This is a genomic window from Enterobacter soli ATCC BAA-2102, assembly GCF_001654845.1.
Classification (GTDB): domain Bacteria; phylum Pseudomonadota; class Gammaproteobacteria; order Enterobacterales; family Enterobacteriaceae; genus Enterobacter; species Enterobacter soli.
This window is the reverse complement of record NZ_LXES01000027.1, coordinates 21,048-45,228: the sequence shown is the minus strand read 5'-3', so window position 1 is coordinate 45,228 and position 24,181 is coordinate 21,048. Positions and strand designations below refer to the sequence as shown.

The following is a 24,181-nucleotide window of genomic DNA, read 5'->3' as shown; positions in this document are numbered from 1 at the left end:
GTGCGCTCGCGGCGGGCGGCGGCGGGATGTCTGCTGGAAGTGCGCTGCTGGCGCTCGCAGGGCCGGTCGGCTGGGGGATCGGTGCGGTGGGTATTGCGGGTGGTACCTTACTGGCACGCCGTAAAAACGGCAAAATCATCGACCAGGCTCAGACCGAAGAGCGCGAAGTGCGTTCGCAAACCTCAAAACTGCGCATCGTGGAACGCAGCGCCGAAGAACTGAAAACGCTGACCTCGGAACATTATCAGGGCACTGAAGGTATCGTGGATGTACTGGAAAAAACCGCCCCGCGTGACTTCAGCCAGTTCAATGCGAATCAGAGAGAGCAACTGGGTGCATTGATCAACCATATCAATGCTTTGTCAAAACTGATCAACAAGAAAATCCAGTGATGGACGGGATGAAACGTCATACTCCGGTGAGCGATCAGCTCATCGGGAGTGCGGTAAATGCCCTCAACCAGGCGCGTATTAACGATGAGATTTTAACGCTCTCTCGACAGGATATTGCGTTTGATCTGGCTCGTGAAGTGATGCAAAAGGCGCGTGATTTTGTCGCCTCGCCGGGCAATATTCTCGGCAGCATGAGCACCAAACATGGCGAAATTGCCGAGCAGGTTGAGGTGGCCGTGCGTAATTCGGAGCAGGCTATTGAAGAGAGGCTACAGGATGCCTCCACCTTTCGCGCCACATTTGAGGGAGTGGGCCGCACCGCGCCGCAAGATTATCTGATTGATGGCCTGGATGTTCAGTCCAAATTCATTAACGGCACCAACAATAACCTGATGCATGTCCTGAAGCACATGGAAACCTACCCCAATTTCGGCAAGGATGGGTCGTTCTATCATATTCCAAAAGATACCTGGCAGGAGATTCAGGACGTTCTCGACGGCAAACCCGTAGAAGAACTTAAATCGAGCACAATTGAGGCGATTAAAGCAAAAGTCGATGAAATTGAAAGGCAAACGCAACGTCTTTTTGCCGACGTGGTGCGTCCGGGGGTCTCTGATTACAAGGATGTGCAGTTGGGTAAAATCGACGAGACGCTCGACAAGCACGATCAGGAGCTGGCCAAACAAAACGACGCGAAACGCGCTGAGATCATCGATGACCATCAGCCTTCGCTGGCCGAAGGGATGCGCGCAACGGCAATGGGGGCCGCGGTGGGTGGCGCCTTTGCGCTCGGCACCGGGATATACCGTAAATACCGCGACGGCAAAAATATCTTTCGTGGCGACTTTGATGCTCAGGACTGGCAGGACGTTGGACTGGACTCGCTGAAAGGTGCGGCTATCGGTGGCATATCCGCCGGGGCGATTTATACCCTGACCAACTACGCGTCGATGGGCGCCCCTTTCGCCAGCGCGTTGGTCACCGCGACTAAAGGTGTGGCAAGCCTTGCGCACTCTTATCAGCGCGGGGAGATTGGTCTGGATGAGTTCACCGACCTTGGGCTTATCGTCTGCGCGGAGTCGGCCATCGTCGGTGCCATGACCGTCGCGGGACAGGCGTTGATCCCCGTGCCGGTGCTGGGGGCGCTCATTGGTTCGATTTCCGGGAAGTTTATGGTCACCGTGGCCAAAAGCCTGGACGGTAAAGCGCGTCAGGCGTTGCAGGCACGCATGGATGAATTTGCCCGCCGGTTAGATGCTATCGAACAACAAGTACTTAACCGTATCTTGTCTGAATTTGCCGCCCTGGGCGAACTGACGGCGGCGGCCTTTAATGTCGAAAATAACCGTCAGCTGCTGGAAGCAAGCATCACGCTTGCACAGGCACATGGCGTTGAAAACGATAAAATCATTAAAAATGCGGATGATCTGGATGCGTTTATGACGGCGTGATGTCGGGATAAAGGTGTTTAAATTAAACATCCCCATTTGTAAGAATGGGGATGTTTTATCTAGAAATTAAAAGTGGACAGGCGTAATTTCTCGTCATAAATTTTCCATCACCTGAAAGTACTATTTCCAGGCGTAATAATTGATTATAACGAGAGGCTTTTATACTGACAGGCTTAATTGAAGGGATAAAGAGTATTATAAACAGGTTAGATGCTAATACATTTTCATTATCAACTATCCCCCTAACAAGTTAGATATGTTTTTCCATGCCGAATAATTACAAAAAATTACGTTCACATCAGGGCTAAAAATATATCATGCATTATTTATAAAAAGTGTGGTTATTCAGCCACCTGCCCCGCATGAAACATCACCCGCCGCACTAATTCGGCGCTCTTATGCTAAGCAAGCCGCGCTATACCTCGAATCTGGACGCCACCTCTTTGTGTATACTGTTGTGTAAGCCTGCCGTTATTGGTATGTTGCTTATTATATGCAGGAAGCGTAGCCGTTTGGACAGTCGAATACGGATGATGACATCGTTGCTGTATACCTGTTCAATAAATATATAGAAATCGAATGAATTTCCCCTGAAACAATTATGGGGTGGTCATTAAGAATATCATTTTACATTTGAGATTTTCGAAATCGCTTTTTTGCCATTATTTGTCTTTATGTGGTTGAAATAATTCAGAATCGGTCGTTGTCGTACGACTTACAAAGCGTATGAACTTAGCTGTACTTTCTGGGGCGGTGTGTTAAATGGATGATATATCCTGTACACGATCCGCTAAGTCCACAAAACAATAAAATTGTTTACGAACAATCAAGGCAAGCGCAATGAAAATTTTATTAGTGAATAAGTTCTTTTTTATCAAAGGCGGTGCGGAAACCGTTTATTTTCAGGAGCGCACCATGCTGAAACAGGCGGGTGTCCAGGTGATTGATTTCTCCATGCAGCATGAAAAAAACATCCCTTCTGATTATTCGGATTATTTCATCAGCAATGTCGATTACCATCAGGAGAGTAATCTGATTGGGGGGCTCAAAACGGCGGTAAATTTTATTCACAACAGCCGGGCCTGTAAAAAGATGCAGGCACTACTGGAAAAAGAGCGACCGGATATCGTCCACTTCCATAACATTTACCACCAGATGACACCGTCGCTTATCAAAGTGGCGCGCAATTTTGGCTGCAAGACGGTGCTGACTGCGCACGACTATAAGATTGTGTGCCCCGCCTACTCTATGCTGCGCGAGGGTAAGGTCTGTGATGCCTGTATCACCGGGTCGGTATTCAATGCTTTTAGGTATAAATGCCAGGGCGGTTCTGCCTCAAAGAGCTTGCTGCTCTCGTTAGAGGCGACCTGGCAATATATTGCCCAAAATTACCAGGCTCTGGATGTGATTGTTTCACCCAGCGCCTTTTTACGTGGCGTGTTACTGCGTACTCTGCCTGATTCGCGTATCGATGTGATCGTAAATGGCGTTGATAATAGCCATCCCGTTGAGGACGTGAGTGATGACGGCTATATGCTGTACTTTGGCCGCCTGAGCCATGAAAAAGGCGTGGCAACATTGCTGGCGGCGCATCAGAAAATGAAGAATAAGACCCCGCTGAAAATAGTGGGCAATGGCCCGTTGTATGACGAGCTGGTTGCTCAGTACCCGGAGGCTGAGTTTTTAGGGTATATCCAACAAGGTGATGCGCTCAATTCGCTTATTCAGCGAGCCCGGGCGGTGATCCTGCCTTCGGAATGCAATGAGAACTGCTCTATGGCGGTGTTAGAAGCGATGTCTTTGGGTAAACCGGTGATTGGGTCGCGGATTGGTGGGATCCCTGAACAAATTCGTGACGGGATTGAAGGGATCTTATTTGAACCCGGCAATGCACAAGATCTGGCAAATGCGATGGATACACTGGCCGATTGTCAGGAGAAAGCGCGGAATATGGGCTTGCAGGGGCGCAGGCGTTTGAGTGAAGTGTACTCCCTGAACAAACATATGGATTCATTAATGACGTTGTATACAGAACTTCTGAGCAGTCCGCAGCCAGATTTTAGACCTGGCAGCCTGGTGCTCGCGAACAACTCTGAAAGACCACTGGTATGAGCAGACCTGTGGGGGGCGTTGCGGCAGACAGTAGCAGCAAGGAACCTGGAAACCAGACTCCTTGCTGCTAAGCATTACACGTTATAGCCATCAGGATTATTTTTTTGCCAGTTCCACGTGTCACGCATCATCTCATCAAGACTGTGGGTCGCCACCCAACCCAGCTCTTTACGTGCCAGAGACGGGTCAGACCAACACTCAGCAATATCTCCCGGCCTTCTTCCGACAATCTTATAGCTGATCTTCTTTTGTGACGCTTTTTCAAAGGCTTCAATAAGATTAATAACGGAATAACCGATACCGGTGCCGAGATTAATGATCTTATATGCCGCACCTTTATCCACGGAATCCAGCGCCGCTAAATGGCCGGTTGCCAGATCCATCACATGAATGTAATCACGCACACCTGTACCGTCTGGGGTTGGATAGTCATTGCCGTATACCGACACGCTCCCCAGCTTCCCAATTGCCACCTGGGAAATATAAGGAACCAGATTGTTAGGGATACCACCAGGATCTTCGCCAATTCTGCCTGAGGGATGCGCGCCAACAGGGTTAAAATAACGCAAACAGGTAATGCGGAACTGGGGCTGTGCGCGTGAGAAATCCGCCAGAATCTTTTCAACCATCAATTTTGACGTGCCGTACGGGTTAGTGCAGTCACCTGTCCGGGATTGTTCACTTAACGGAATTTTTTCCGGGTTACCGTACACCGTAGCGGAAGAACTGAAAATAAAGTGCTTCACCCCAGCCGCTAACATCTCATTGAGTAAAACCTGGGTACCCGTGACATTATTTTCATAATAGGCAAGCGGTTCTTTGATTGACTCGGAGACCGATTTTAATCCAGCAAAATGAATAACATCGGTGATGTTATGGCTGGAGAATATGGTTTTCAGCGCGTCTCTGTTCAGTATGTTATCAATATAAACCACAGGCTTTTTCCCGGTCAGCTCTGCGACCCGGTCCAGGGATTTTTGTGAGGAATTCGAGAGGTTATCGATGACAACAACGTCATCCCCTCTCTCCAGGAGAGTCAAAACGGTATGTGAACCAATGTAGCCAGCTCCACCAGTAACAAGAATTGCCATACAGTCTCCAAATATATTTGGTGTAAACAACTATTGATTTACCAATGCTACTGATATTAACGGATTATATTAACGCCACCCTGCAAGCGCGTTTTTTCTGGATTTAACCTTCAATTTATAGTTAACTTTTTTCAGCGCTGAAAAAAGACTGAATTTATTGATTTTACTATCATATACAATGAAGTTATCTGTGAAGTTCAACGTATGCACGCCATCGCTCTGATTGATGCCAGAATTTATCTGTTCAATAAGATTCTCAACAAAGCTGTGAGCGTTAAGCGTGACTAACTCTTTTATATAAACTGACTTACCATAGCTTTCCGGGGTGCACTCCTGAGTAAAGAAGTACGTTTTGCCATTTACCCTGCAAGGTGCGCCTGCCCCGCGATGATACGGATTCGAAATGTGTAGCTCTGGGGTTATTTTTTGCCACGGCCCCGTAATATCATTGGCTGTATGGATAACCAGTTCATCATCCATCGTAGTGGATGCCAGATACAAAACTCCATTCAATTCAAAAAGAATGTTATCCGTTAAGGCGATATCAGAGATTAAAACCTTGACCTGGCGCCAGTGCACAGGGAAATCCGTGGACTCGAATAAAATAACCTCTTTTCTTTCTGATGATTCAGGGATCATGAAAAGCTTATCATCACTTTGATATAAAAAAGGAAATGATAAATGGCACTTTATGTTATCGAACCCTTCGAGTTTTACATCTTCAAGCTCATCAAGTTCGGCATTCAGTATCCGGCAGCGTAATGTTCCCTGCGAATCCCGAAAGTTCATCGCTTCATAAAAAACGTAAACTTTATCGTCTTTTTCAATAATGAAAGGATCGGCCTGAAACGTATATTTCTTTTTAAGCTGTTTAGTCCTGGCATGACTCAGAATGTCCAGAGTGTTAGCAGGAAATGCATGTGAACGGTTATTTTTAGCAATCAAAATATCCCAGGTTTCATGGAAAAAAAGGGATTTAATCAATCGTTTTGCTTTAGCTTGCATTCGCGCCTGCACCTTTATCCGTTTCGCTATAGGTGGTTCTTGTACGCCAACATTAACAGCCATTTTAAAACATAGTCGTCAGTTCATTTTTTGTCCAATGGTAAAAATAGATGTCGGGACGTGACAGCGCCAGCGTGGGGTTGCTCTTAGGGATGCTTTATGACAATGGCATTATCGGTATGGTTGAAGAAATGCACTGTAAAGGGGCATTACGGGTTACAGCGTGTTGAATATATTGGTGAGTGACTGTAAGTGGGGGCTTTAGAATGGTGCCGATAATAGGAGTCGAACCTACGACCTTCGCATTACGAATGCGCTGCTCTACCAACTGAGCTATATCGGCCCTGAAAGGCCGGTTACGAGCGTAACCACGGGGCAAAAGAGTAGATCTAACAGGGTGGTGCGTCAATGGCCTTGCGAATCAAACGGCTATTTTTGCACCACCCACGCTTATTTACGCACGAATCGTATCATCACCGAAACCGATCCACTTGTAGGTGGTCAGTGCTTCAAGCCCCATCGGGCCGCGCGCGTGCAGCTTCTGGGTACTTACGGCAACTTCAGCGCCCAGACCGAACTGGCCGCCATCGGTGAAGCGGGTTGAAGCATTCACGTATACCGCAGATGAATCCACTTCGTTCACAAAGCGGTCGGCATTGCGCAGCGTGCGGGTCAGGATTGCGTCAGAGTGCTGCGTACCGTGTTCACGGATGTGCGCAATGGCGTCATCAAGATCGGCCACTACCTTCACGTTCAGATCCAGCGACAGGAACTCATCGTCATACTGCTCTGCTTTTACCGGAACCACTGTCGCAGGGCCCTCTTTCAGCAACGCCAGAGCATTCGCTTCGGCGTGCAACGTTACGCCACTGTCCGCCATCTGCTTGCTCAAAGCAGGCAGGAAGGCATCCGCAATCCCCTGATGAACCAGCAGCGTTTCGACCGTGTTACAGGTGCTTGGACGCTGCGTTTTCGCATTCACGATGATTTTCAGCGCCGGTTCAATTTCGGCGCTGTCGTCTACAACGATATGACACACACCGATACCGCCGGTGATAACCGGGATCGTCGACTGCTCACGGCACAGTTTGTGCAGGCCCGCACCACCGCGAGGGATCAGCATGTCGATGTATTTGTCCATACGCAGCATTTCATTCACCAGGGCGCGATCCGGGCTTTCGATGGCCTGAACAGCGCCTGCGGGTAAACCGCACTCTTCCAGCGCCTGCTGGATGACTTTTACCGTTGCCGCGTTGGTGCGCCAGGTCTCTTTTCCGCCGCGCAGGATGGCCGCGTTGCCGGTTTTCAGGCACAGAGAAGCTACATCCACGGTCACGTTCGGACGCGCTTCATAGATAACACCGATCACGCCGAGCGGCACGCGACGGCGCTCAAGACGTAAACCGCTGTCGAGCAGCCCGCCATCAATCACCTGCCCTACCGGGTCAGCCAGGTTGCACACCTGACGCACATCGTCAGCGATGCCTTTCAGGCGTGCCGGCGTCAGCGCCAGGCGGTCGAGCATAGCTTCGCTCAGCCCGTTTTCACGGGCTTCAGCTAAATCCTGTTCGTTGGCACGCAGAATGTCAGCAGACTGCGATTCCAGATAATCAGCGATTTTTTCCAGCACACGGTTTTTCTCGCGGCTGGAAAGGAGCGCCAGTTTGTACGAGGCGGCTTTCGCAGCTGCGCCCATTTGTTCCAGCATGTTCAGGCTCCTTAACGAATAATCATGTCATCGCGATGCACGGCAACCGGGCCATATTCATAGCCCAGGATCGCATCGATCTGCTGAGAATGGTGCCCGGCAATACGGCGCAGCGCATCGCTGTTATAGCGACTGACACCGTGCGCGATGTCGCGACCTGCAAGGTTGCGGATACGAATCACTTCACCACGGGAGAAGTTACCTGTCACGCTTTTAATTCCTTTTGGAAGTAATGAACTCCCTCTTTCCAGAATTGCGGAGGTCGCCCCTTCATCCACGGTGATTTCACCAGCCGGAGGCGCACCAAAAATCCAGCGCTTACGGTTTTCCAGTGGCGATTCCTGCGCGTGGAAGCGCGTCCCTACAGAGAGGCCTTCCATCACATCGCCAATCACGCCAGGACGGCTACCGGCCGCGATAACGGTGTCGATGCCTGCACGACATGCGACGTCTGCCGCTTGCAGTTTGGTCCCCATACCACCGGTACCAAGGCCAGACACGCTATCCCCGGCGATGGCACGTAGCGCATCATCAATACCGTGAACATCGGTTATCAGCTTAGCGTCTGGATTATTACGCGGGTCTGCGGTAAACAGCCCTTGCTGATCGGTCAGCAGCAGCAATTTATCCGCCCCGGCCAGAATGGCGGCCAGCGCTGAAAGGTTATCGTTATCGCCCACTTTGATTTCAGCGGTCGCGACGGCGTCGTTTTCGTTAATGACGGGAACGATATTGTTGTCGAGCAACGCACGCAGCGTATCGCGGGCGTTCAGGAAGCGTTCTCTGTCTTCCATATCCGCACGCGTCAGCAACATCTGGCCGACGTGAATGCCGTAAATAGAAAACAGTTGTTCCCAGAGTTGAATGAGTCGGCTTTGTCCCACGGCGGCCAGCAACTGCTTGGATGCTATCGTCGCGGGGAGTTCGGGGTAGCCCAGGTGTTCACGCCCGGCAGCAATTGCCCCGGAAGTCACAATCACAATTCGATGCCCTGCGGCATGTAACTGAGCGCACTGACGTACAAGCTCAACAATGTGGGCGCGATTTAGGCGGCGCGATCCGCCTGTTAAAACACTGGTACCGAGTTTTACCACCAGCGTCTGGCTGTCACTCATGATTCTCTGCCGTTCAACAATAAGGGAAAATGATGTCAAACGAACGTTTTAGCAGGACTCAGCCCCGTTGCCAACTGCCTTCGCACAATGTGGAACACTTTGTTGCGCGGGATCAGTAAGCGTAGCGGCAGATTTTGACAATTTTATTACTGAAATAATAAATCACAGTTTTTTAAATTAATTCTCAAATTGTCATAAAACTTTAATTCCAGAACGTTAAAACCCTTCCTGTTTTTCACGGGGCAAGAACAGGTGTTCATTGCTCAGCGAATTTTAGCGCGTTTATAAAACTCAGGATTGAAAATGAAAAAGAGTATTCTGGCATTAGTGGTAATGGGCGTTGTTGCTTCCGCATCTGTACACGCAGCCGAAGTTTATAATAAAGATGGCAATAAACTGGATGTGTACGGCAAAGTAAAAGCCATGCACTATATCAGTGATGATGCCTCTAAAGATGGTGACCAGACTTACGTACGTTTCGGCTTCAAAGGTGAAACTCAGATCAACGATCAGCTGACCGGTTACGGTCGTTGGGAAGCTGAGTTTTCTGGTAACAAAGCAGAGAGCGATTCTTCGCAGAAAACCCGTCTGGCGTTTGCTGGTCTGAAACTGAAAAACTTCGGCTCCTTCGACTACGGTCGTAACCTGGGCGCCCTGTACGACGTTGAAGCCTGGACAGATATGTTCCCTGAATTCGGCGGCGACTCTTCTGCTCAGACCGATAACTTCATGACCAAGCGTTCCAGCGGCCTGGCAACCTACCGTAACACCGACTTCTTCGGCGCGGTTGATGGCCTGGATGTGACCCTGCAATACCAGGGTAAAAACGAAAACCGTGATGCCAAAAAACAGAACGGCGACGGTTTCGGTACTTCTGTAACGTATGACTTCGGTGGCAGCGACTTCGCCATCAGCGGCGCGTACACCAACTCTGACCGTACCAATGACCAGAACCTGCTGACCCGTGGTCAGGGTGACAAAGCGGAAGCCTGGGCAACCGGTCTGAAATATGACGCCAACAATATTTACCTGGCGACCATGTACTCCGAAACCCGCAACATGACCCCAATTTCCGGTGGTTTTGCGAATAAAGCGCAGAACTTCGAAGTAGTTGCGCAATACCAGTTTGATTTTGGTCTGCGTCCGTCCCTGGGCTATGTACAGTCTAAAGGCAAAGATATTGAAGGTATCGGCGACGAAGATCTCGTGAAATATATCGATGTGGGCGCGACCTATTATTTCAACAAAAATATGTCAGCGTTTGTTGATTATAAAATCAACCAACTGGATGACAATAACAAACTGGGTCTGAGCAGCGACGACATCGTTGCGCTGGGTATGACTTACCAGTTCTAATAATGTAGAAATAAAAAAACCGGCTAAAAGCCGGTTTTTTTTTATTTGCCCGGTGGCGCTACGCTTACCGGGCCTACGATATCGTGCATTTTGTAGGCCGGGTAAGGCGAAGCCACCACCCGGCACTGTTTCATCATCAAGCCGTTAGCTTCACCGCTTCGCTGGAAAAGTCATCCGCGGGTTCAAGCTTCAGATCCAGCGTCGCCAGCAATGCGCTTGCCTTGCCGAGGTACTCTTTCAGCGTGTACTCCAGGCGATCGATCACTTCCTGATCTTTGATTGGCGCAACTTGCCAGTTACCGTCTTTATTAAACAGACCAAACTGATAGCTGTAAGTAAAACGTTTTTCCTCGGCTTCCATTTCCATCCACCAGCCCCAGAATTCACGTTTTTCGGGTGCAGGCTTCACATTGACGCATACAGCCAGGCAGTCGAAAAAAAAGCGATTCTCTTCACACTGCTCTTCTCGAATATACGGGCCAAGAGCCATGAACTTCTTAATCAGTCTACTTTTCGGGTGTCCACTCGGTAACGTCATTGCGATCTCCTTTTGTGAAGCCACTGTTTTACCAAACCATCAAAATTTAGCAATCTCTTAACACAATCTCTGCGTGATCCAGCGCGTAATCTCTTTTAGCGCTTTGTCAAAATTCTGATACACCGGGCTGAACGGCACCTCAAGCAGTTTGCCATCCGCAGATGACGATGTGATTAAGCGCGACTCTTCTTCCGGGCTGAACGGATCGTTTTTCCAGAAACCGGACAGCATCGGCGTCGGACAACGCCTTCCCAGCAAGCCCTGCATTTTTAATGAGTAACGATTCAGTTCAACGCGCAGCGCTTCATCAGATGCATCATGCATACCAAGTCGGCTGGCCAGTACGTCCAGATACATTTCCGGTACGCTCCCCTGACGAGCAGGCTCACTTAAAAGCGCATGAACCACCGGGCCAAGACAGGCAACAGCTTTAAGACGAGAAGATTCAAGATAAGCCAGACGCACCGCAACGTTCGCGCCAAAGCGGAAACCGAAAGCGGCCACTCTGGTGTGGTCAACCCACGGGATATTCTCCAGCGCTTTTAACGCGTGCTGGTGCAACAGGCTCGAATCCTGGGTCAGTTTCCATTTAGAGGAGAAGCCAATAGACGGCATATCAAGTGTTAACATCGCGATCCCTTTTGGTGCAAAGTAGCGCTCAAAAAGGCTGTAATAGTCAGTCTGAAGTGAATCCAGACCACCGCACATTAACACGACAGGGAATGGATCTTCGCCATCAGGCATATGCAGGAACCCGGTCACGGGGGCGCCTCCCGGGATAGTGAACTCCAGTTCACGCATCCGGACCGGCAAACGCTGGGCAGCTTCTTCATAAGCACGGTTTGCAAGCGCCTGCGCTTGTTCGGCCAGTTCGTCGCCTTTCAGATGGGGGTAAGCAGCAATGCTGTAGAGGTTGGCTGCATGGAGCCAGTGCTGGCCGCTCAGAGTGGCATCCTCTTCCTGGCTGGCCTTCTGTTGCCAGAGCATCGCCTGTTTAGCCCATTCGTAAATCCAGTTTCCGCCACGATAACCGACCACGGTGTCGTAGAGTTCGCTGTCAGTCCGTTCGGCGTCGCTCATCACGATACGCGCCTGCACGTCGAGGATTTCGCGGGGATCGATTCCGCGCCAGATCCACATCAGGCGGTTAATCATTCGATACCAGTGAGGCACATTTTTGCCGTCTAATGCAGACTGTACTGAAGGCATAGCGCCCTGGTTAAACCGGCGCACCAGCGTCGACGTTTCAGGGTGTTTAAAGCGGGGTTTGAATAGCGTTTCGCTAAGATTTGCCTGCGTCATTGCATTGCCTCCATGAATACATCGTATAGAGACTATTGTAACTCGCCACAAGCTAAAAAAAACAACGCCCGGCATTTCCGGGCGTTAAAATAATTTCGCGCAGGAATTAACGACCAGAGATAGGTGGAACGAAGACCACGCCCATATCCCACGGCTGCTCAATCCAGGTATCCTGAGGGATATCAATCACGTAATCATCCACCAGCGGACGGCCAGCAGGTTTCGCAAAGATAGTGACGAAGTGTGCTTTAGGATACATTTCGCGGATCGCAACCGCAGTACCGCCGGTATCGACCAGATCGTCAATAACGATGAAGCCTTCACCGTCGCCTTCGGCGCGTTTCAGCACGGTCAGTTCACGCTGGTTGTCATGATCATAGCTGGAGATACATACGGTATCGACATGACGAATACCCAGCTCACGTGCCAGCAGTGCGCCCGGCACCAGACCACCACGGCTAACGGCAATAATGCCTTTCCACTGCTCGGAAGGCATCAGACGCGCAGCCAGTTTGCGTGCGTGAATCTGCAACATGTCCCAGGTGACGACGTATTTTTCGCTCATGTGAAGTGTCCCAGCCTGTTTGTATACGGCTTAAAAAGTGTTCAAGGGGGAAATAGGTTGCGCGAGATTATAGAGATCTGACGCACTAAAAACCAGTGTTTAGCGCCCTGAGCCCGAGTTTTTACATGCTTTATGCTACCAGCAACCAGAGAAAGTGGTATTCTCAGTTGCATCTCGCAAGCCTGACTTGTGGTAACTATTAACCTGCTAACCCTGTGACCTGCATCAATGTTTGCAGAGCATCGACAAGGAGACTTATCGTGTCTGAACTGTCTCAATTATCTCCACAGCCGCTGTGGGATATTTTTGCCAAAATCTGTTCCATTCCACACCCGTCCTACCATGAAGAACAGCTTGCCGAACACATTATTGGCTGGGCGAAAGAAAAAGGTCTGCACACCGAACGCGACCAGGTTGGCAACATTCTGATCCGCAAAGCTGCAACCGCAGGCATGGAAAACCGTAAACCGGTTGTGCTGCAAGCGCACCTGGACATGGTTCCACAGAAAAACAACGATACCGTTCACGACTTCACTAAAGATCCTATCCAGCCTTATATCGACGGCGACTGGGTAAAAGCACGCGGCACCACGCTGGGTGCGGATAACGGTATTGGCATGGCATCTGCCCTGGCTGTGCTGGCAGACGACAGCGTTGAGCACGGTCCACTGGAAGTGCTGCTGACCATGACCGAAGAAGCCGGTATGGACGGTGCGTTTGGTCTGCAAGCTAACTGGCTGCAAGCGGATATCCTGATCAACACCGACTCCGAAGAAGAAGGCGAGATCTACATGGGTTGTGCAGGCGGGATCGATTTCATCTCCACGCTGCCGCTGTCCCGTGAAGCGATTCCTGCTGGTTTCCAGACCTTCAAGCTGACGCTGAAAGGCCTGAAAGGGGGCCACTCTGGTGGCGATATTCACTTAGGTCTGGGTAACGCCAACAAACTGCTGGCGCGCTTCCTGGCTGGCCACGCGGCTGAGCTGGACCTGCGTCTGGTTGATTTCAACGGCGGTACGCTGCGTAACGCAATCCCGCGAGAAGCGTTTACTACTGTAGCGGTGCCGGCAGCAAAAGCAGACGAGCTGAAAAAGCTCTCCAGCGTTTATCTGGATATCCTGAAAAACGAGCTGTCCGTTAAAGAGAAAAACCTGACCGTGGTTCTGGAATCGGTATCGACAGATAAAGCCGCTCTGACTGCACAGTCTCGCGACAGCTTTATTCAGTTGCTGAATGCCACACCAAACGGTGTGATTCGCAACTCTGACGTCGCAAAAGGCGTTGTAGAAACCTCTCTGAACGTGGGCGTTGTGACCATGAGCGACGACAGCGCAGAAATCATCTGCCTGATCCGTTCACTTATCGACAGCGGTAAAGAGTACGTTGTCAGTATGCTGGAATCTCTGGGCAAACTGGCTGGTGCGACAACATCCGCTAAAGGTAGCTACCCAGGCTGGCAGCCGGATGCAAGCTCACCGGTAATGGCTCTGGTGCGTGAAACTTACCAGCGTCTGTTCAACAGCACCCCGAACATTCAGGTGATCCACGCAGGTCTGGAATGTGGTCTGTTCAAAAAACCGTATCCGGACATGGATATGGTGTCTATCGGGCCAACCATCACCGGGCCACACTCCCCGGATGAGCAGGTTCATATCGAAAGCGTAGGCCACTACTGGACCCTGCTGACGGAACTGCTGAAAGCAATTCCTGCGAAGTAAAATCCTCATCACAAAGTGAGACAAGCCCGGCAAGCATAGCGCTACCGGGCTTTTTTACAATCCCAATACCAGCTGTCGCTCTAACTGCGGATCCAGCAGCGTAACGTGTAATCCCACCAGCCGAACCCCTCTTCCACCCCGCCGTTCTTCCCAGGCTTTTTTAGCCGTCGCGATAAGATCGTCTTTATTCAGGCGCGGCCAGACGTGCTCCTGGGTGGTTTGCTGAAAATCATTGAACTTGAGTTTGATCCCCTGACGGGCAATCAACAGGTCTGGTTTCACCTTTGCAAGGCGTCGCTCCAGCTCCGGGTAAAGTTGCCCGGTAATAATGGCCTCGCATTCAGCCCAGTCATGAATATCTTCAATCAGCGTCCGTTCCACGCCAACGGATTTACGCAGTCGCTCGTTATTCACGCTTCGCTCATCAATTCCCTGGCTGCGCTCCCACAGGACACGGCCAAACTTCCCGAAACGCTTAAGCAGCATGGCGAGATCGCTGCGCTGCACATCTTCGCAGGTTCGCAGCCCCATGCTTTCCAGCTTCGCGGCGGAGACTTTCCCGACACCGGGTATTTTCCCAAGCGGCAATGTTTTTAAAAAGGCCGGAACGTCATCCGGGGTGATGACGTACTGGCCATTTGGTTTATTCAGGTCTGAGGCGATTTTTGCGAGGAACTTCACCGGCGCAACGCCTGCCGATGCCGTTAAGTTCAGCTCACGGGCAATAGTCTGGCGGATCTCCTGTGCCATCAGCGTGGCGGAGCCGTGACAGTGGACGCTGTCAGTGACATCCAGATAGGCCTCATCCAGCGATAGCGGCTCAATCAGCGACGTGTACCGGGAGAAGATTTCCCGGATATGGACGGATGCCTCTTTGTAGGCCTCAAACCGCCCAGGCAGAAGGGTGAGATGTGGGCAGAGCTTCAGCGCCATCGCCGTGGGCATGGCGCTGCGTACGCCGAATTTGCGCGCAGGATAATTGGCGGTGCTGATCACACCGCGCTGGACGCGGCTACCGCCAATAGCGATAGGGATATCCCGCAGCGCTGGGTTGTCACGCATCTCCACTGCGGCAAAAAAACAGTCCATATCCACATGGATTATTTTGCGCATAGTAAGCCCTCACTCATCACTGGATAAGTATACAGTAAACTTGTGAGGATTGAGAAGTGGATGTAAGAACGCCGGGCGGCGGCCTCGCCTTACCCGGCCGACAAAAACTTAAATAATGCGTTGCTGTTCGCGGGCCATTCTTTTTTTCCGTGCGTCGCACGGCTCCGGGCAATCGCAGACTTTTTCCATTCCCAGGGAAGAGATACCGCCACAGCTGCCCTGAATGCTTTTGCGCTTAAGTATCCAGCCCAGCGACATGCCAAGAACCACCAGCACAAACACCAAAAAGGTTGCCAGAAACGTCAACATCATCAGCCTCCAAAGTCATCCAGCATGATGTTCTCATCTTCGACGCCAAGATCTTTAAGCATCTTAATCACGGCGGCGTTCATCATCGGTGGACCACACATATAGAACTCGCAATCTTCCGGTGCAGCGTGCTGCTTCAGATAGTGCTCATAGAGAACGTTGTGGATGAAGCCCGTATAGCCCGTCCAGTTATCTTCCGGCTGCGGGTCAGACAGCGCCACGTGGAAGGTAAAGTTAGGGTTTTCACGTGCCAGCTGTTCGAACTCGTCGTCATAGAACATTTCGCGCAGGGAGCGTGCCCCGTACCAGAAGCTTATTTTACGCTTGCTGCTAAGACGTTTGAGCTGGTCAAAGATGTGCGAGCGCATAGGGGCCATACCGGCACCGCCGCCAATAAAGACCATTTCTGCGTCGGTATCTTTGGCAAAGAACTCACCGAACGGACCGGAGATCGTCACTTTGTCGCCTGGCTTAAGGGACCATATATACGACGACATCATACCCGGCGGTGCATCCGGCACAGACGGTGGTGGCGTAGCAATACGCACGTTGAGCATAATGATGCCCTTCTCTTCCGGGTAGTTCGCCATAGAGTAAGCGCGCAACGTCGGCTCGTTGACCTCAGACACAAAGCGGAAGAGATTGAATTTATCCCAGTCGGCGCGGTATTCATCCGGCACGTCGAAATCGGCGTAAGCAACGGTGTGCGCCGGGCACTCAATCTGGATATATCCACCTGCGCGGAAGGGTACATCTTCCCCATCCGGCACGCGCAGTTTCAGCTCTTTAATGAAAGTGGCTTTGTTATCGTTAGAGATAACCTCACAATCCCATTTTTTGACGCCGAAAATCTCTTCCGGCAGCTCAATTTTCATGTTCTGGCGCACCGCAACCTGACAGGCCAGGCGGCAGCCCTCTTTCGCTTCACGCTTCGTGATATGCGCCAGTTCAGTTGGCAGAATGTCTCCGCCGCCCTCTTTCACCGTCACACGGCATTGCCCACAGGAGCCACCGCCGCCACAGGCCGAGGAGACAAATATCCCGTTACCCGAAAGCGTGTTAAGCAGCTTGTCACCCGCTGGAGTGCGGATCTGGTTCTGCGGCTCATCATTAATATCAATAATGACGTCCCCGGCATTCACCAGCTTAGAGCGTGCAGCCAGAATCAGCCCAGACAGTACCAGTACAATAAGCGTGAACATCACCACGCCAAGAATAATTTCCATATCGAAGCCCTCAGAGCTGCACGCCGGAGAAGGACATAAAGCCCAGCGCCATCAGCCCGGTGGTGATAAAGGTGATCCCTAAGCCACGCAATCCTGCGGGCACGTTGGCATATTTCATTTTTTCGCGGATCCCCGCCATGGTGACAATCGCCAGCATCCAGCCAATACCGGAACCAAAGCCGTAAACGATGGATTCACTGAAGTTGTAATCACGCTGGACCATAAACGACACGCCACCGAATATCGCGCAGTTCACCGCGATCAGCGGCAGGAAGATCCCCAGCGCGTTATAAAGCGACGGGAAGTATTTATCGAGGATCATCTCGAGTATTTGTACCAGTGCCGCAATCACACCAATAAAGGTGATGAAGTTAAGGAAGCTCAGATCGACCCCCTCAACCAGCGCGCCATCACGCAGAACAAAGTTGTACACCAGATTATTAATCGGTACAGATAATCCGAGTACCACAGTGACCGCCACACCCAGACCAAAGGCCGTCGACACCTTCTTGGACACCGCAAGGAACGTACACATGCCGAGGAAAAACGCGAGCGCCATGTTTTCAACAAACACCGCGCGCACAAACAAACTCAGGTAATGAGCCATTGTCGGTTACTCCTTTTCCTGCTGTTCTGGCTTCAACGTACGAATCAGCCAGATCAGCAAACCGATAATGAAAAATGCGCTTGGGGCCAGCAGGAACAGCCCGTTTGGCAGATACCAGCCGCCATTTTGCACCGTGTCCAGCACCGTGATACCAAACAGCTTGCCGCTGCCGATTAACTCACGCAGGAAGCCTACCGTCAGGAGGATGACCCCATAACCCAGGCCGTTGCCGATACCATCCATAAAGCTCGCCAGCGGCGGCATTTTCATGGCGTAGGCTTCCGCGCGCCCCATCACAATACAGTTGGTGATGATCAGGCCAACAAACACCGAGAGCTGTTTTGAGGTTTCATAGGCAAAAGCGCGCAACAGCTGATCGACGACGATCACCAGCGACGCAATGATCGCCATCTGCACGATGATCCTCACGCTGTTCGGAATGTGGTGGCGGATCATGGAGATAAACATGCTGGAAAATGCCGTGACCAGCGTCACCGCGACGGTCATCACCAGTGCAGTTTCCAGTTTGGTGGTCACCGCCAGTGCTGAACAGACGCCAAGCACCTGCAACGTAATCGGGTTATTGGCTAAAAGTGGGCCAATGAGTACCTTTTTCACTTCTTTCAATTCACCCGCATCAGCCATTGTTCAGCGCTCCTTCACGTACATTTTTCAGGAATGGGCCAAACCCCAGCTCGCCCATCCAGAAGTCAAAACTGTGCTGCACGCCGTTGGACGTGAGTGTTGCCCCGGAAAGCCCGTCCACTGCGAACTCATCACCTGGACGCGCCGCACCTTTCATCACTTTCAGCGCGGGTAATCCGTTATCGTCGAGCACCTTTTTACCGATAAACTGCGCCCGCCAGTTAGGGTTCTCGATTTCGCCACCGAGTCCCGGCGTTTCGCCCTGGTCATAATAGGTAATGCCTTTCACCGTGCGGCCGTCCGTCTCTAACGCAACAAAGGCATACATCATCGACCACAGGCCGTTGCCGTAGATCGGCAGCACCAGCTCCTGCACGCGTTTTTGCTCGTCGCGTACCAGATAGATCTCCGCAAGATTGCTGCGTCGCTTAATGCCGGCCGGATCTTGTGATGCCTCCAGCACAATGCTCATCTGCGGGTCTTTCAGTGCCTGTGCCTGGTTAAATTTGGCTGGGTCGCTGTCCAGCAGCTCACCGGTTTTGAGATCCACCAGCCGGGACGAAATGCGTTCAGCAAAGATTTTTGCCACCTCATCAGCGCTCATCCCGTCCTGCATAAGCCCAGCGACCGCCAGGATGTTGCGCTGTTTATCCAGTGCGCGCTGCTCCTGCTGAAGCGGTTTTAACCCCACGGCAGAGCCCGCCACCACAATGGAGCATACCAGGCAGAGCACCAGCACCACCAGCAGCGTTTTGCCGGTGCTGTCGTTATTTTTGATATCAGCCACGCGCCTTCCTCCGCTTAATGTTGGCGCATACCACCAGATAATCGAATAGCGGCGCAAACAAGTTGGCAAACAAAATGGCCAACATCATCCCTTCCGGATACGCCGGGTTGACCACGCGAATCAATACACACATCACGCCGATAAGCGCGCCGTAGCACCATTTCCCTTTGTCGGTGAATGAGGCCGAAACAGGGTCAGTTGCCATAAACATCATGCCAAAAGCAAAGCCCCCCAGAACCAGATGCCAGTACCAGGGCATAGAGAACATAGGGTTGGTGGCAGAGCCGATAACATTGAACAGCGTGGCAGTGAGCACCATACCCAGCATCACACCCGCCACGATGCGCCAGGAGGCTACTCGCCCGAACAGAATGATGGCCCCACCGAGCAAAATCATCAGCGTAGAGACTTCACCAATCGACCCCGGGAGGTTGCCAATAAAGGCATCAAACCAGGTAACGGGTTGCCCCGTGGCGTTATTCACCAGCGTTTCACCGCCGCGAGCCGCCCACTGCGAAAGCGGGGTCGCACCGGAAAAGCCATCTGCTGCCGTCCAGACCAGGTCGCCAGAGATTTGTGCCGGATAGGCAAAAAACAGGAATGCGCGCCCCGCCAGTGCCGGGTTCAGGAAGTTGCGCCCGGTTCCGCCGAAGATCTCTTTCGCAATCACCACCCCGAAGCTGATGCCAAGCGCAGCCTGCCACAGAGGTAAGGTTGGCGGCACAATCAGGGCAAACAGAATGGAGGTGACAAAGAAACCTTCGTTGATTTCATGTTTGCGAATAATGGCAAACAGGACTTCCCAGAACCCACCGACGATAAAGACCGTGAGGTAAATCGGCAGGAAGAAAACCGCCCCCAGCGTCATCATGCTTATCCAGCCAGCATCCGCGGCAAAGCTCACGCCCAGCATCTGAGCAAGACGGTAATGCCAGTCTGACTGAATAACCTGTGCCAGCTGCGGCGCATCATACAGATGATGCAGCGCCGGGATGGTTTGCAGGCCGACGTTGTACATGCCCCAGAACATGGCCGGAAAAACAGCGAGCCAGACCAGGATCATCATCCTTTTAAGATCAATGGCGTCACGAACGTGCGTAGCGCCTTTCGTGACTAGCCCTGGCGTGTAGAAAACGGTCGCGGTGGCTTCAAACAGCGGATAGTACTTTTCCAGCTTGCCGCCCTGTAAGAAGTGCGGCTCCATTTTTTCGAAGAGGTGTTTTAAGCCCATCAGTTATCCTTCCTGCTCAATGCGGGTTAACACCTCGCGCAATACGGGTCCGTATTCGTATTTTCCTGGACAAACGTAGGTGCAGAGCGCCAGGTCTTCTTCATCCAGCTCCAGGCAGCCAAGCGCCTGTGCGCTGTCGCTGTCCCCGGCCAGAAGATCGCGTAGCAACAGGGTTGGCAGGATATCGAGCGGCATCACGCGCTCGTAGTTGCCAATCGGCACCATTGCACGCTCACCGCCGTGGGTGCTGGTTGAGAAGTTAAAGAGCTTGTGGCGCAGGAAGTGCCCAAGCGTAGTGCGGGTAACGGAGAATTTATCCGCACCAGGTAGCACCCAGCCAAACAGCTCTTTCTCGCGCCCTTCCTGCACAATGCTGACCTGAAAGTGAAAACGCCCCAAAAATGCCAGCGCGCCTGCTGCCTGCCTGCCGCTGAGCACCGAGCCAGATATAAGACGGTTTTCACCCTCTTTTGTTTCACCCGACAACAGTTCAGAGATATCCGCCCCCAGCAACGTGCGCACCAGACGTGGATTCACAGCCTGCGGCCCACCGATGGCGATCACCCGTTCAGAACACAATTCGCCCTCAGTAAAGAGCTTACCGATAGCAATGACATCCTGATAATTAAGGTGCCAGACCTGCTTCGTCAGGCTGACGGGTTCAAGAAAATGAATGTGCGTTCCGGCAAGGCCTGCCGGATGCGGGCCGGCGAATTCGTTAAAGGTGACCTGCCCTTGCGGATGGCCGCCAAGTTTACCCCCCGAGGCCTGGCAGACGTGGACTTTCCCGGCCGTCAGCCGCGTCAGCAGGGTAAGCCCGGCATCAAACGCTTTACGCTGCGCAAAGATAAGAGGCTGCGGGTCTGCACTAAGCGGGTTGGTATCGATAGCCGTGACGAAGATGGCGGCAGGAACAGAACCGGGCACCGGGGATTTGCTGAACGGCCGCGTGCGAAATGCCGTCCACAGGCCGGATTCCAGCAGTTGTGTCTGAACAACTTCGCGCTTCAGGGTAGCGAGATCGGCGACGTCAAACCGTGCAAACTCGCGTTGTTCGTTACCCTCAATACGGATAACAACCGACTGCAATACGCGGCGTTCGCCACGGTTAATTGCCACAACGGTGCCGCTGGCAGGTGCAGTGAACATCACGCCCGGATTTTTTTTATCTTCGAAGAGCGCCTGTCCTTTGATGACCCGTTCCCCTTCCTGCACCAGCATGGAAGGGCGCATTCCGACGTAATCTGCGCCCAAAATGGCGACATGGCGAATGTCAGGGGCTTGAGAAACGTGCTGTTCTGGCACGCCAGCGATCGGGAGATCAAGTCCTTTTCTGATTCTAAACATGTGGTTAGCAAGTATCCATGAACAACAATCCAGAGGGGGCGAAGTGTACCATTTTTCCCCCTTTCTGGGGCAGCGGAACTGCCGCCGGACGTGCCAAAATGCGAGCTATTGCGCAAAGTTCCTAACGCCAGCGCGGCCAGGATGGGTTATAAGGTAAAACTATTTTGTAAACTCGCTCGTTCACTCTTGCGAAAAACTACAGCGGTGCTAATGTGAGCGCTCCTGTCCAGAATAATCTGATTTCGGGTTTCTTTTGCCGTCCTGGCAATTTGGTCTTAGTTTTATCAAGGAACTAGTAGTATGCGTAAAATCGCATTGTTCATTGCGATGCTTCTGATTCCGTGCGTGTCATTTGCCGGGCTTCTCAGCAGCAACAGCTCCACCACGCCGATCAGCAAAGAATATAAACAACAGTTAATGGGATCACCGGTTTATATTCAAATCTTCAAGGAAGAACGCACACTCGACCTGTTTGTGAAAATGGGTGAGACATACCAGCTGCTCGACAGTTACAAGATTTGTAACTACTCCGGTGGTCTGGGGCCAAAACAGCGTCAGGGCGATTTTAAAAGCCCGGAAGGGTTTTACAACGTTCAGCGTAGCCAGTTAAAACCTGACAGCCGCTTCTATAAAGCCATTAACATCGGCTTCCCGAATGCCTATGACCGTGCTCACGGTTACGAAGGTAAATACCTGATGATCCACGGTGCGTGCGTGTCTATCGGCTGTTATGCGATGACCGACACCGGCATTGATGAGATTTTCCAGTTTGTCACGGGCGCGTTAGTCTTTGGTCAGTCAAACGTTCAGGTCAGCATCTATCCATTCCGCATGACCGATGCCAACATGGCGCGCCACAAGTACTCTTACTATGCAGATTTCTGGAAACAGCTGAAACCTGGATACGACTACTTCGAGCAAACGCATAAGCCGCCTGTCGTTTCGGTTGTGGATGGCCGCTATGTCGTCAGTAAACCTCTGAGCCACGAAGTCGTCCAGCCACAACTGGCGTCAAACTACTCGGTCCCCGAGGCAAAATAGTACCCACTCGCCTGGCAGAATCTTTTGCCAGGTTTCGTTGCCCGTCAGCGGCTGCGTTGCAATTACGGTGACCACATCGTTCGGTGTGGTCTCCTTCTGAAAGTCTATCTCCACATCCTGATCGAGTAGCGTCGCAACGCCGAACGGTGCACGCCGAGTGATCCAGTACAGATTCGTCGAGCAGAATGCCATCACATAGCGACCGTCAGATAACAGCATGTTGAACACGCCTTTTTCGCGGAGTTCAGACGCCAGCGTTGCGATGTATTTAAACACCGATGCCATGTTGCCAGGCGTGCGGGGATAGCGCTCCGTCAGCTTATGTAGCAGCCAGCAAAAAGCTTTTTCGCTGTCGGTTTCCCCGACCGGGCGGAAGTTACCGGTTTCCAGCGATTTATAACCAGAAAGCTGCCCGTTGTGCGCGTAAGTCCAGTTGCGGCCCCACAGTTCACGGGTAAAGGGATGGGTATTTTCCAGCGCCACTTCTCCGCGATTCGCCTGGCGGATATGCGCGATAACAGAGCAAGACTTTATCGGATAGTCCTGCACCAGTTTGGCAATCGGTGAGTTAAAGCTGGGCTGTGGATCTTTGAACGTGCGACAGCCTTTGCCTTCGTAGAAGGTAATGCCCCAGCCGTCTTTATGCGGCCCGGTTCCCCCACCGCGCTGAACCAGCCCGGTGAAACTAAAGCAGATATCGGTTGGCACATTGGCGCTCATCCCGAGCAGTTCGCACATACGTTACCTCCACAACTGCGGGGGACACTGGTGCCCCCCAGCGAAGTCTTACTTAACCATCTCTTTTTCAATCAACTGAATCAGGATATGAATCACTTTGATGTGAATTTCCTGAATACGGTCAGCATAACCGAAGTGCGGAACACGAATTTCGATATCCGCAGTACCCGCCATCTTACCGCCATCTTTACCCGTCAGGGTGATGACTTTCATGCCTTTTTCACGCGCAGCAGCAATCGCTTTGATCACGTTACCGGAGTTACCAGAAGTCGAAATGCCCAGCAGAACGTCACCTTCACGGCCAACCGCTTCGACATAACGCGAGAAGACATAGTCGTAACCAAAATCGTTACTCACGCAGGAGATGTGGCTAACGTCAGAAATCGCAATCGCCGGATACCCTGGGCGGTTTTCACGATAACGTCCGGTCAGCTCTTCGGCGAAGTGCATTGCGTCGCAGTGAGAGCCACCATTACCGCAGGAGAGCACTTTGCCACCGTCTTTGAAGCTGTCGGCCAGCAGGACCGCCGCGCGCTGAATAGCGTGAATATTGGCATCATCTTTCAGAAAGTTGGCCAGCGTTTCCGCCGCTTCGTTCAGTTCGTTACGAATAAGATCCTGGTACATGAGGATAATCCTTCAGTATTGATGAAATAACTCAGTGGAGTGTACCGGATAGCGATAAAAGCGAGAAGCTAAAGCCTTGCGAATCGTCCGGCGTTTTGATTTTTCGTGCCTGCTAAAACATGAACAATGTGAACCAGGTTGTAATTATTTTGTGAAC

The 24,181-nt window shown here is 51.7% G+C and carries 22 protein-coding genes, 1 tRNA gene and 1 pseudogene; 6 read left to right on the top strand and 18 right to left on the bottom strand.

Annotation, left to right across the window (positions count from 1 at the left end; translation table 11 throughout):
- From M987_RS10155 to M987_RS10145, 3 genes and pseudogenes are all read left to right on the top strand, one after another.
- A pseudogene (locus M987_RS10155) lies at positions 1 to 392 on the top strand (hypothetical protein); the annotation flags it as partial.
- An 8-nt stretch (positions 393 to 400) separates the two neighbouring features.
- A complete protein-coding gene (locus M987_RS10150; protein WP_041162190.1) occupies positions 401 to 1,843 on the top strand; it encodes a hypothetical protein in 1,443 nt (480 codons plus the stop codon).
- Between the two features lie 840 nt (positions 1,844 to 2,683).
- Complete coding sequence (locus M987_RS10145; RefSeq protein ID WP_014069033.1) at positions 2,684 to 3,955, top strand: glycosyltransferase family 4 protein; 1,272 nt, start codon at positions 2,684 to 2,686, stop codon at positions 3,953 to 3,955.
- 74 nt (positions 3,956 to 4,029) lie between these two features.
- Here M987_RS10145 and galE read toward each other — a convergent pair whose 3' ends face one another.
- The 5 genes from galE to proB form a co-directional block, all read right to left on the bottom strand.
- Positions 4,030 to 5,046 (bottom strand): UDP-glucose 4-epimerase GalE, encoded by a 1,017-nt coding sequence (galE, locus tag M987_RS10140; RefSeq protein ID WP_014069032.1) that lies wholly within the window; start codon positions 5,044 to 5,046, stop codon positions 4,030 to 4,032.
- Between the two features lie 69 nt (positions 5,047 to 5,115).
- The gene (locus tag M987_RS10135; protein ID WP_014069031.1) at positions 5,116 to 6,051 is read right to left on the bottom strand and encodes a glucosamine inositolphosphorylceramide transferase family protein; all 936 of its coding nucleotides are present in this window, start codon (positions 6,049 to 6,051) and stop codon (positions 5,116 to 5,118) included.
- Between the two features lie 267 nt (positions 6,052 to 6,318).
- Positions 6,319 to 6,394: transfer RNA gene (locus tag M987_RS10130), tRNA-Thr, on the bottom strand.
- Between the two features lie 111 nt (positions 6,395 to 6,505).
- Positions 6,506 to 7,759 (bottom strand): glutamate-5-semialdehyde dehydrogenase, encoded by a 1,254-nt coding sequence (gene proA, locus M987_RS10125; protein WP_014069030.1) that lies wholly within the window; start codon positions 7,757 to 7,759, stop codon positions 6,506 to 6,508.
- Positions 7,760 to 7,770: 11 nt separating this feature from the next.
- On the bottom strand, positions 7,771 to 8,874 hold the full coding sequence (proB, locus tag M987_RS10120) for a glutamate 5-kinase (RefSeq protein WP_014069029.1): 1,104 nt from the start codon (positions 8,872 to 8,874) through the stop codon (positions 7,771 to 7,773).
- A 303-nt stretch (positions 8,875 to 9,177) separates the two neighbouring features.
- Here proB and phoE point away from each other — a divergent pair, with 303 nt between their 5' ends.
- On the top strand, positions 9,178 to 10,230 hold the full coding sequence (gene phoE / locus M987_RS10115; protein WP_014069028.1) for a phosphoporin PhoE: 1,053 nt from the start codon (positions 9,178 to 9,180) through the stop codon (positions 10,228 to 10,230).
- A 136-nt stretch (positions 10,231 to 10,366) separates the two neighbouring features.
- On the opposite strand, the gene crl is transcribed toward phoE, so the two are convergent.
- From crl to gpt, 3 genes are all read right to left on the bottom strand, one after another.
- Positions 10,367 to 10,768 carry a sigma factor-binding protein Crl gene (crl, locus tag M987_RS10110; protein WP_014069026.1) on the bottom strand — a complete coding sequence of 134 codons (402 nt, stop codon included), beginning with the start codon at positions 10,766 to 10,768 and terminating at the stop codon, positions 10,367 to 10,369.
- 57 nt (positions 10,769 to 10,825) lie between these two features.
- A complete protein-coding gene (frsA, locus tag M987_RS10105; protein ID WP_014069025.1) occupies positions 10,826 to 12,070 on the bottom strand; it encodes an esterase FrsA in 1,245 nt (414 codons plus the stop codon).
- Positions 12,071 to 12,176: 106 nt separating this feature from the next.
- Positions 12,177 to 12,635 carry a xanthine phosphoribosyltransferase gene (gpt, locus tag M987_RS10100; protein WP_010427903.1) on the bottom strand — a complete coding sequence of 153 codons (459 nt, stop codon included), beginning with the start codon at positions 12,633 to 12,635 and terminating at the stop codon, positions 12,177 to 12,179.
- A 260-nt stretch (positions 12,636 to 12,895) separates the two neighbouring features.
- Between gpt and pepD the strand changes: the two genes are divergently transcribed.
- The gene (gene pepD, locus M987_RS10095; protein ID WP_014069024.1) at positions 12,896 to 14,353 is read left to right on the top strand and encodes a cytosol nonspecific dipeptidase; all 1,458 of its coding nucleotides are present in this window, start codon (positions 12,896 to 12,898) and stop codon (positions 14,351 to 14,353) included.
- Between the two features lie 54 nt (positions 14,354 to 14,407).
- On the opposite strand, the gene dinB is transcribed toward pepD, so the two are convergent.
- The 8 genes from dinB to M987_RS10055 form a co-directional block, all read right to left on the bottom strand.
- Complete coding sequence (gene dinB / locus M987_RS10090; protein ID WP_014069023.1) at positions 14,408 to 15,466, bottom strand: DNA polymerase IV; 1,059 nt, start codon at positions 15,464 to 15,466, stop codon at positions 14,408 to 14,410.
- A 108-nt stretch (positions 15,467 to 15,574) separates the two neighbouring features.
- Positions 15,575 to 15,775, bottom strand: coding sequence for a (Na+)-NQR maturation NqrM (gene nqrM, locus M987_RS10085; protein WP_014069022.1), 201 nt, complete (start codon positions 15,773 to 15,775; stop codon positions 15,575 to 15,577).
- A 2-nt stretch (positions 15,776 to 15,777) separates the two neighbouring features.
- The gene (gene nqrF / locus M987_RS10080) at positions 15,778 to 17,001 is read right to left on the bottom strand and encodes an NADH:ubiquinone reductase (Na(+)-transporting) subunit F (protein ID WP_014069021.1); all 1,224 of its coding nucleotides are present in this window, start codon (positions 16,999 to 17,001) and stop codon (positions 15,778 to 15,780) included.
- 10 nt (positions 17,002 to 17,011) lie between these two features.
- Complete coding sequence (gene nqrE / locus M987_RS10075; protein ID WP_014069020.1) at positions 17,012 to 17,608, bottom strand: NADH:ubiquinone reductase (Na(+)-transporting) subunit E; 597 nt, start codon at positions 17,606 to 17,608, stop codon at positions 17,012 to 17,014.
- 6 nt (positions 17,609 to 17,614) lie between these two features.
- The gene (locus M987_RS10070; RefSeq protein ID WP_014069019.1) at positions 17,615 to 18,253 is read right to left on the bottom strand and encodes an NADH:ubiquinone reductase (Na(+)-transporting) subunit D; all 639 of its coding nucleotides are present in this window, start codon (positions 18,251 to 18,253) and stop codon (positions 17,615 to 17,617) included.
- On the bottom strand, positions 18,246 to 19,040 hold the full coding sequence (locus tag M987_RS10065; protein WP_014069018.1) for a Na(+)-translocating NADH-quinone reductase subunit C: 795 nt from the start codon (positions 19,038 to 19,040) through the stop codon (positions 18,246 to 18,248). Before M987_RS10065 ends, M987_RS10070 begins: the two co-directional genes overlap by 8 nt.
- Positions 19,033 to 20,271: an NADH:ubiquinone reductase (Na(+)-transporting) subunit B gene (locus M987_RS10060; RefSeq protein WP_014069017.1), complete on the bottom strand. Its 1,239-nt coding sequence runs from the start codon at positions 20,269 to 20,271 to the stop codon at positions 19,033 to 19,035. Before M987_RS10060 ends, M987_RS10065 begins: the two co-directional genes overlap by 8 nt.
- 3 nt (positions 20,272 to 20,274) lie before the next feature.
- Positions 20,275 to 21,618: a Na(+)-translocating NADH-quinone reductase subunit A gene (locus M987_RS10055; protein ID WP_014069016.1), complete on the bottom strand. Its 1,344-nt coding sequence runs from the start codon at positions 21,616 to 21,618 to the stop codon at positions 20,275 to 20,277.
- Positions 21,619 to 21,918: 300 nt separating this feature from the next.
- Between M987_RS10055 and dpaA the strand changes: the two genes are divergently transcribed.
- Positions 21,919 to 22,659 (top strand): peptidoglycan meso-diaminopimelic acid protein amidase, encoded by a 741-nt coding sequence (dpaA, locus tag M987_RS10050; RefSeq protein WP_014069015.1) that lies wholly within the window; start codon positions 21,919 to 21,921, stop codon positions 22,657 to 22,659.
- Here dpaA and M987_RS10045 read toward each other — a convergent pair.
- Together M987_RS10045 and lpcA are read right to left on the bottom strand one after the other, a co-directional pair.
- Entirely contained in the window at positions 22,630 to 23,397 is a 768-nt protein-coding gene (locus M987_RS10045; protein ID WP_014069014.1) for a class II glutamine amidotransferase, read from the bottom strand. The genes dpaA and M987_RS10045 overlap by 30 nt on opposite strands.
- A gap of 48 nt (positions 23,398 to 23,445) precedes the next feature.
- Positions 23,446 to 24,024 (bottom strand): D-sedoheptulose 7-phosphate isomerase, encoded by a 579-nt coding sequence (gene lpcA, locus M987_RS10040; protein ID WP_014069013.1) that lies wholly within the window; start codon positions 24,022 to 24,024, stop codon positions 23,446 to 23,448.
- Positions 24,025 to 24,181 lie beyond the last annotated feature (157 nt).

Excerpts from the sequence above, each read along its gene's own strand:
- M987_RS10045 (WP_014069014.1), bottom strand. The coding sequence starts at position 23,397 with ATGTGCGAACTGCTCGGGATGAGCGCCAATGTGCCAACCGATATCTGC.
- crl (WP_014069026.1), bottom strand. The coding sequence starts at position 10,768 with ATGACGTTACCGAGTGGACACCCGAAAAGTAGACTGATTAAGAAGTTC.
- gpt (WP_010427903.1), bottom strand. The coding sequence starts at position 12,635 with ATGAGCGAAAAATACGTCGTCACCTGGGACATGTTGCAGATTCACGCA.
- M987_RS10150 (WP_041162190.1), top strand. The coding sequence starts at position 401 with ATGAAACGTCATACTCCGGTGAGCGATCAGCTCATCGGGAGTGCGGTA.
- M987_RS10135 (WP_014069031.1), bottom strand. The coding sequence starts at position 6,051 with ATGCAAGCTAAAGCAAAACGATTGATTAAATCCCTTTTTTTCCATGAA.
- M987_RS10070 (WP_014069019.1), bottom strand. The coding sequence starts at position 18,253 with ATGGCTGATGCGGGTGAATTGAAAGAAGTGAAAAAGGTACTCATTGGC.
- nqrE (WP_014069020.1), bottom strand. The coding sequence starts at position 17,608 with ATGGCTCATTACCTGAGTTTGTTTGTGCGCGCGGTGTTTGTTGAAAAC.
- frsA (WP_014069025.1), bottom strand. The coding sequence starts at position 12,070 with ATGACGCAGGCAAATCTTAGCGAAACGCTATTCAAACCCCGCTTTAAA.
- nqrM (WP_014069022.1), bottom strand. The coding sequence starts at position 15,775 with ATGTTGACGTTTCTGGCAACCTTTTTGGTGTTTGTGCTGGTGGTTCTT.
- M987_RS10145 (WP_014069033.1), top strand. The coding sequence starts at position 2,684 with ATGAAAATTTTATTAGTGAATAAGTTCTTTTTTATCAAAGGCGGTGCG.
- M987_RS10055 (WP_014069016.1), bottom strand. The coding sequence starts at position 21,618 with ATGTTTAGAATCAGAAAAGGACTTGATCTCCCGATCGCTGGCGTGCCA.
- phoE (WP_014069028.1), top strand. The coding sequence starts at position 9,178 with ATGAAAAAGAGTATTCTGGCATTAGTGGTAATGGGCGTTGTTGCTTCC.
- proA (WP_014069030.1), bottom strand. The coding sequence starts at position 7,759 with ATGCTGGAACAAATGGGCGCAGCTGCGAAAGCCGCCTCGTACAAACTG.
- lpcA (WP_014069013.1), bottom strand. The coding sequence starts at position 24,024 with ATGTACCAGGATCTTATTCGTAACGAACTGAACGAAGCGGCGGAAACG.
- dpaA (WP_014069015.1), top strand. The coding sequence starts at position 21,919 with ATGCGTAAAATCGCATTGTTCATTGCGATGCTTCTGATTCCGTGCGTG.
- nqrF (WP_014069021.1), bottom strand. The coding sequence starts at position 17,001 with ATGGAAATTATTCTTGGCGTGGTGATGTTCACGCTTATTGTACTGGTA.
- M987_RS10060 (WP_014069017.1), bottom strand. The coding sequence starts at position 20,271 with ATGGGCTTAAAACACCTCTTCGAAAAAATGGAGCCGCACTTCTTACAG.
- dinB (WP_014069023.1), bottom strand. The coding sequence starts at position 15,466 with ATGCGCAAAATAATCCATGTGGATATGGACTGTTTTTTTGCCGCAGTG.
- galE (WP_014069032.1), bottom strand. The coding sequence starts at position 5,046 with ATGGCAATTCTTGTTACTGGTGGAGCTGGCTACATTGGTTCACATACC.
- proB (WP_014069029.1), bottom strand. The coding sequence starts at position 8,874 with ATGAGTGACAGCCAGACGCTGGTGGTAAAACTCGGTACCAGTGTTTTA.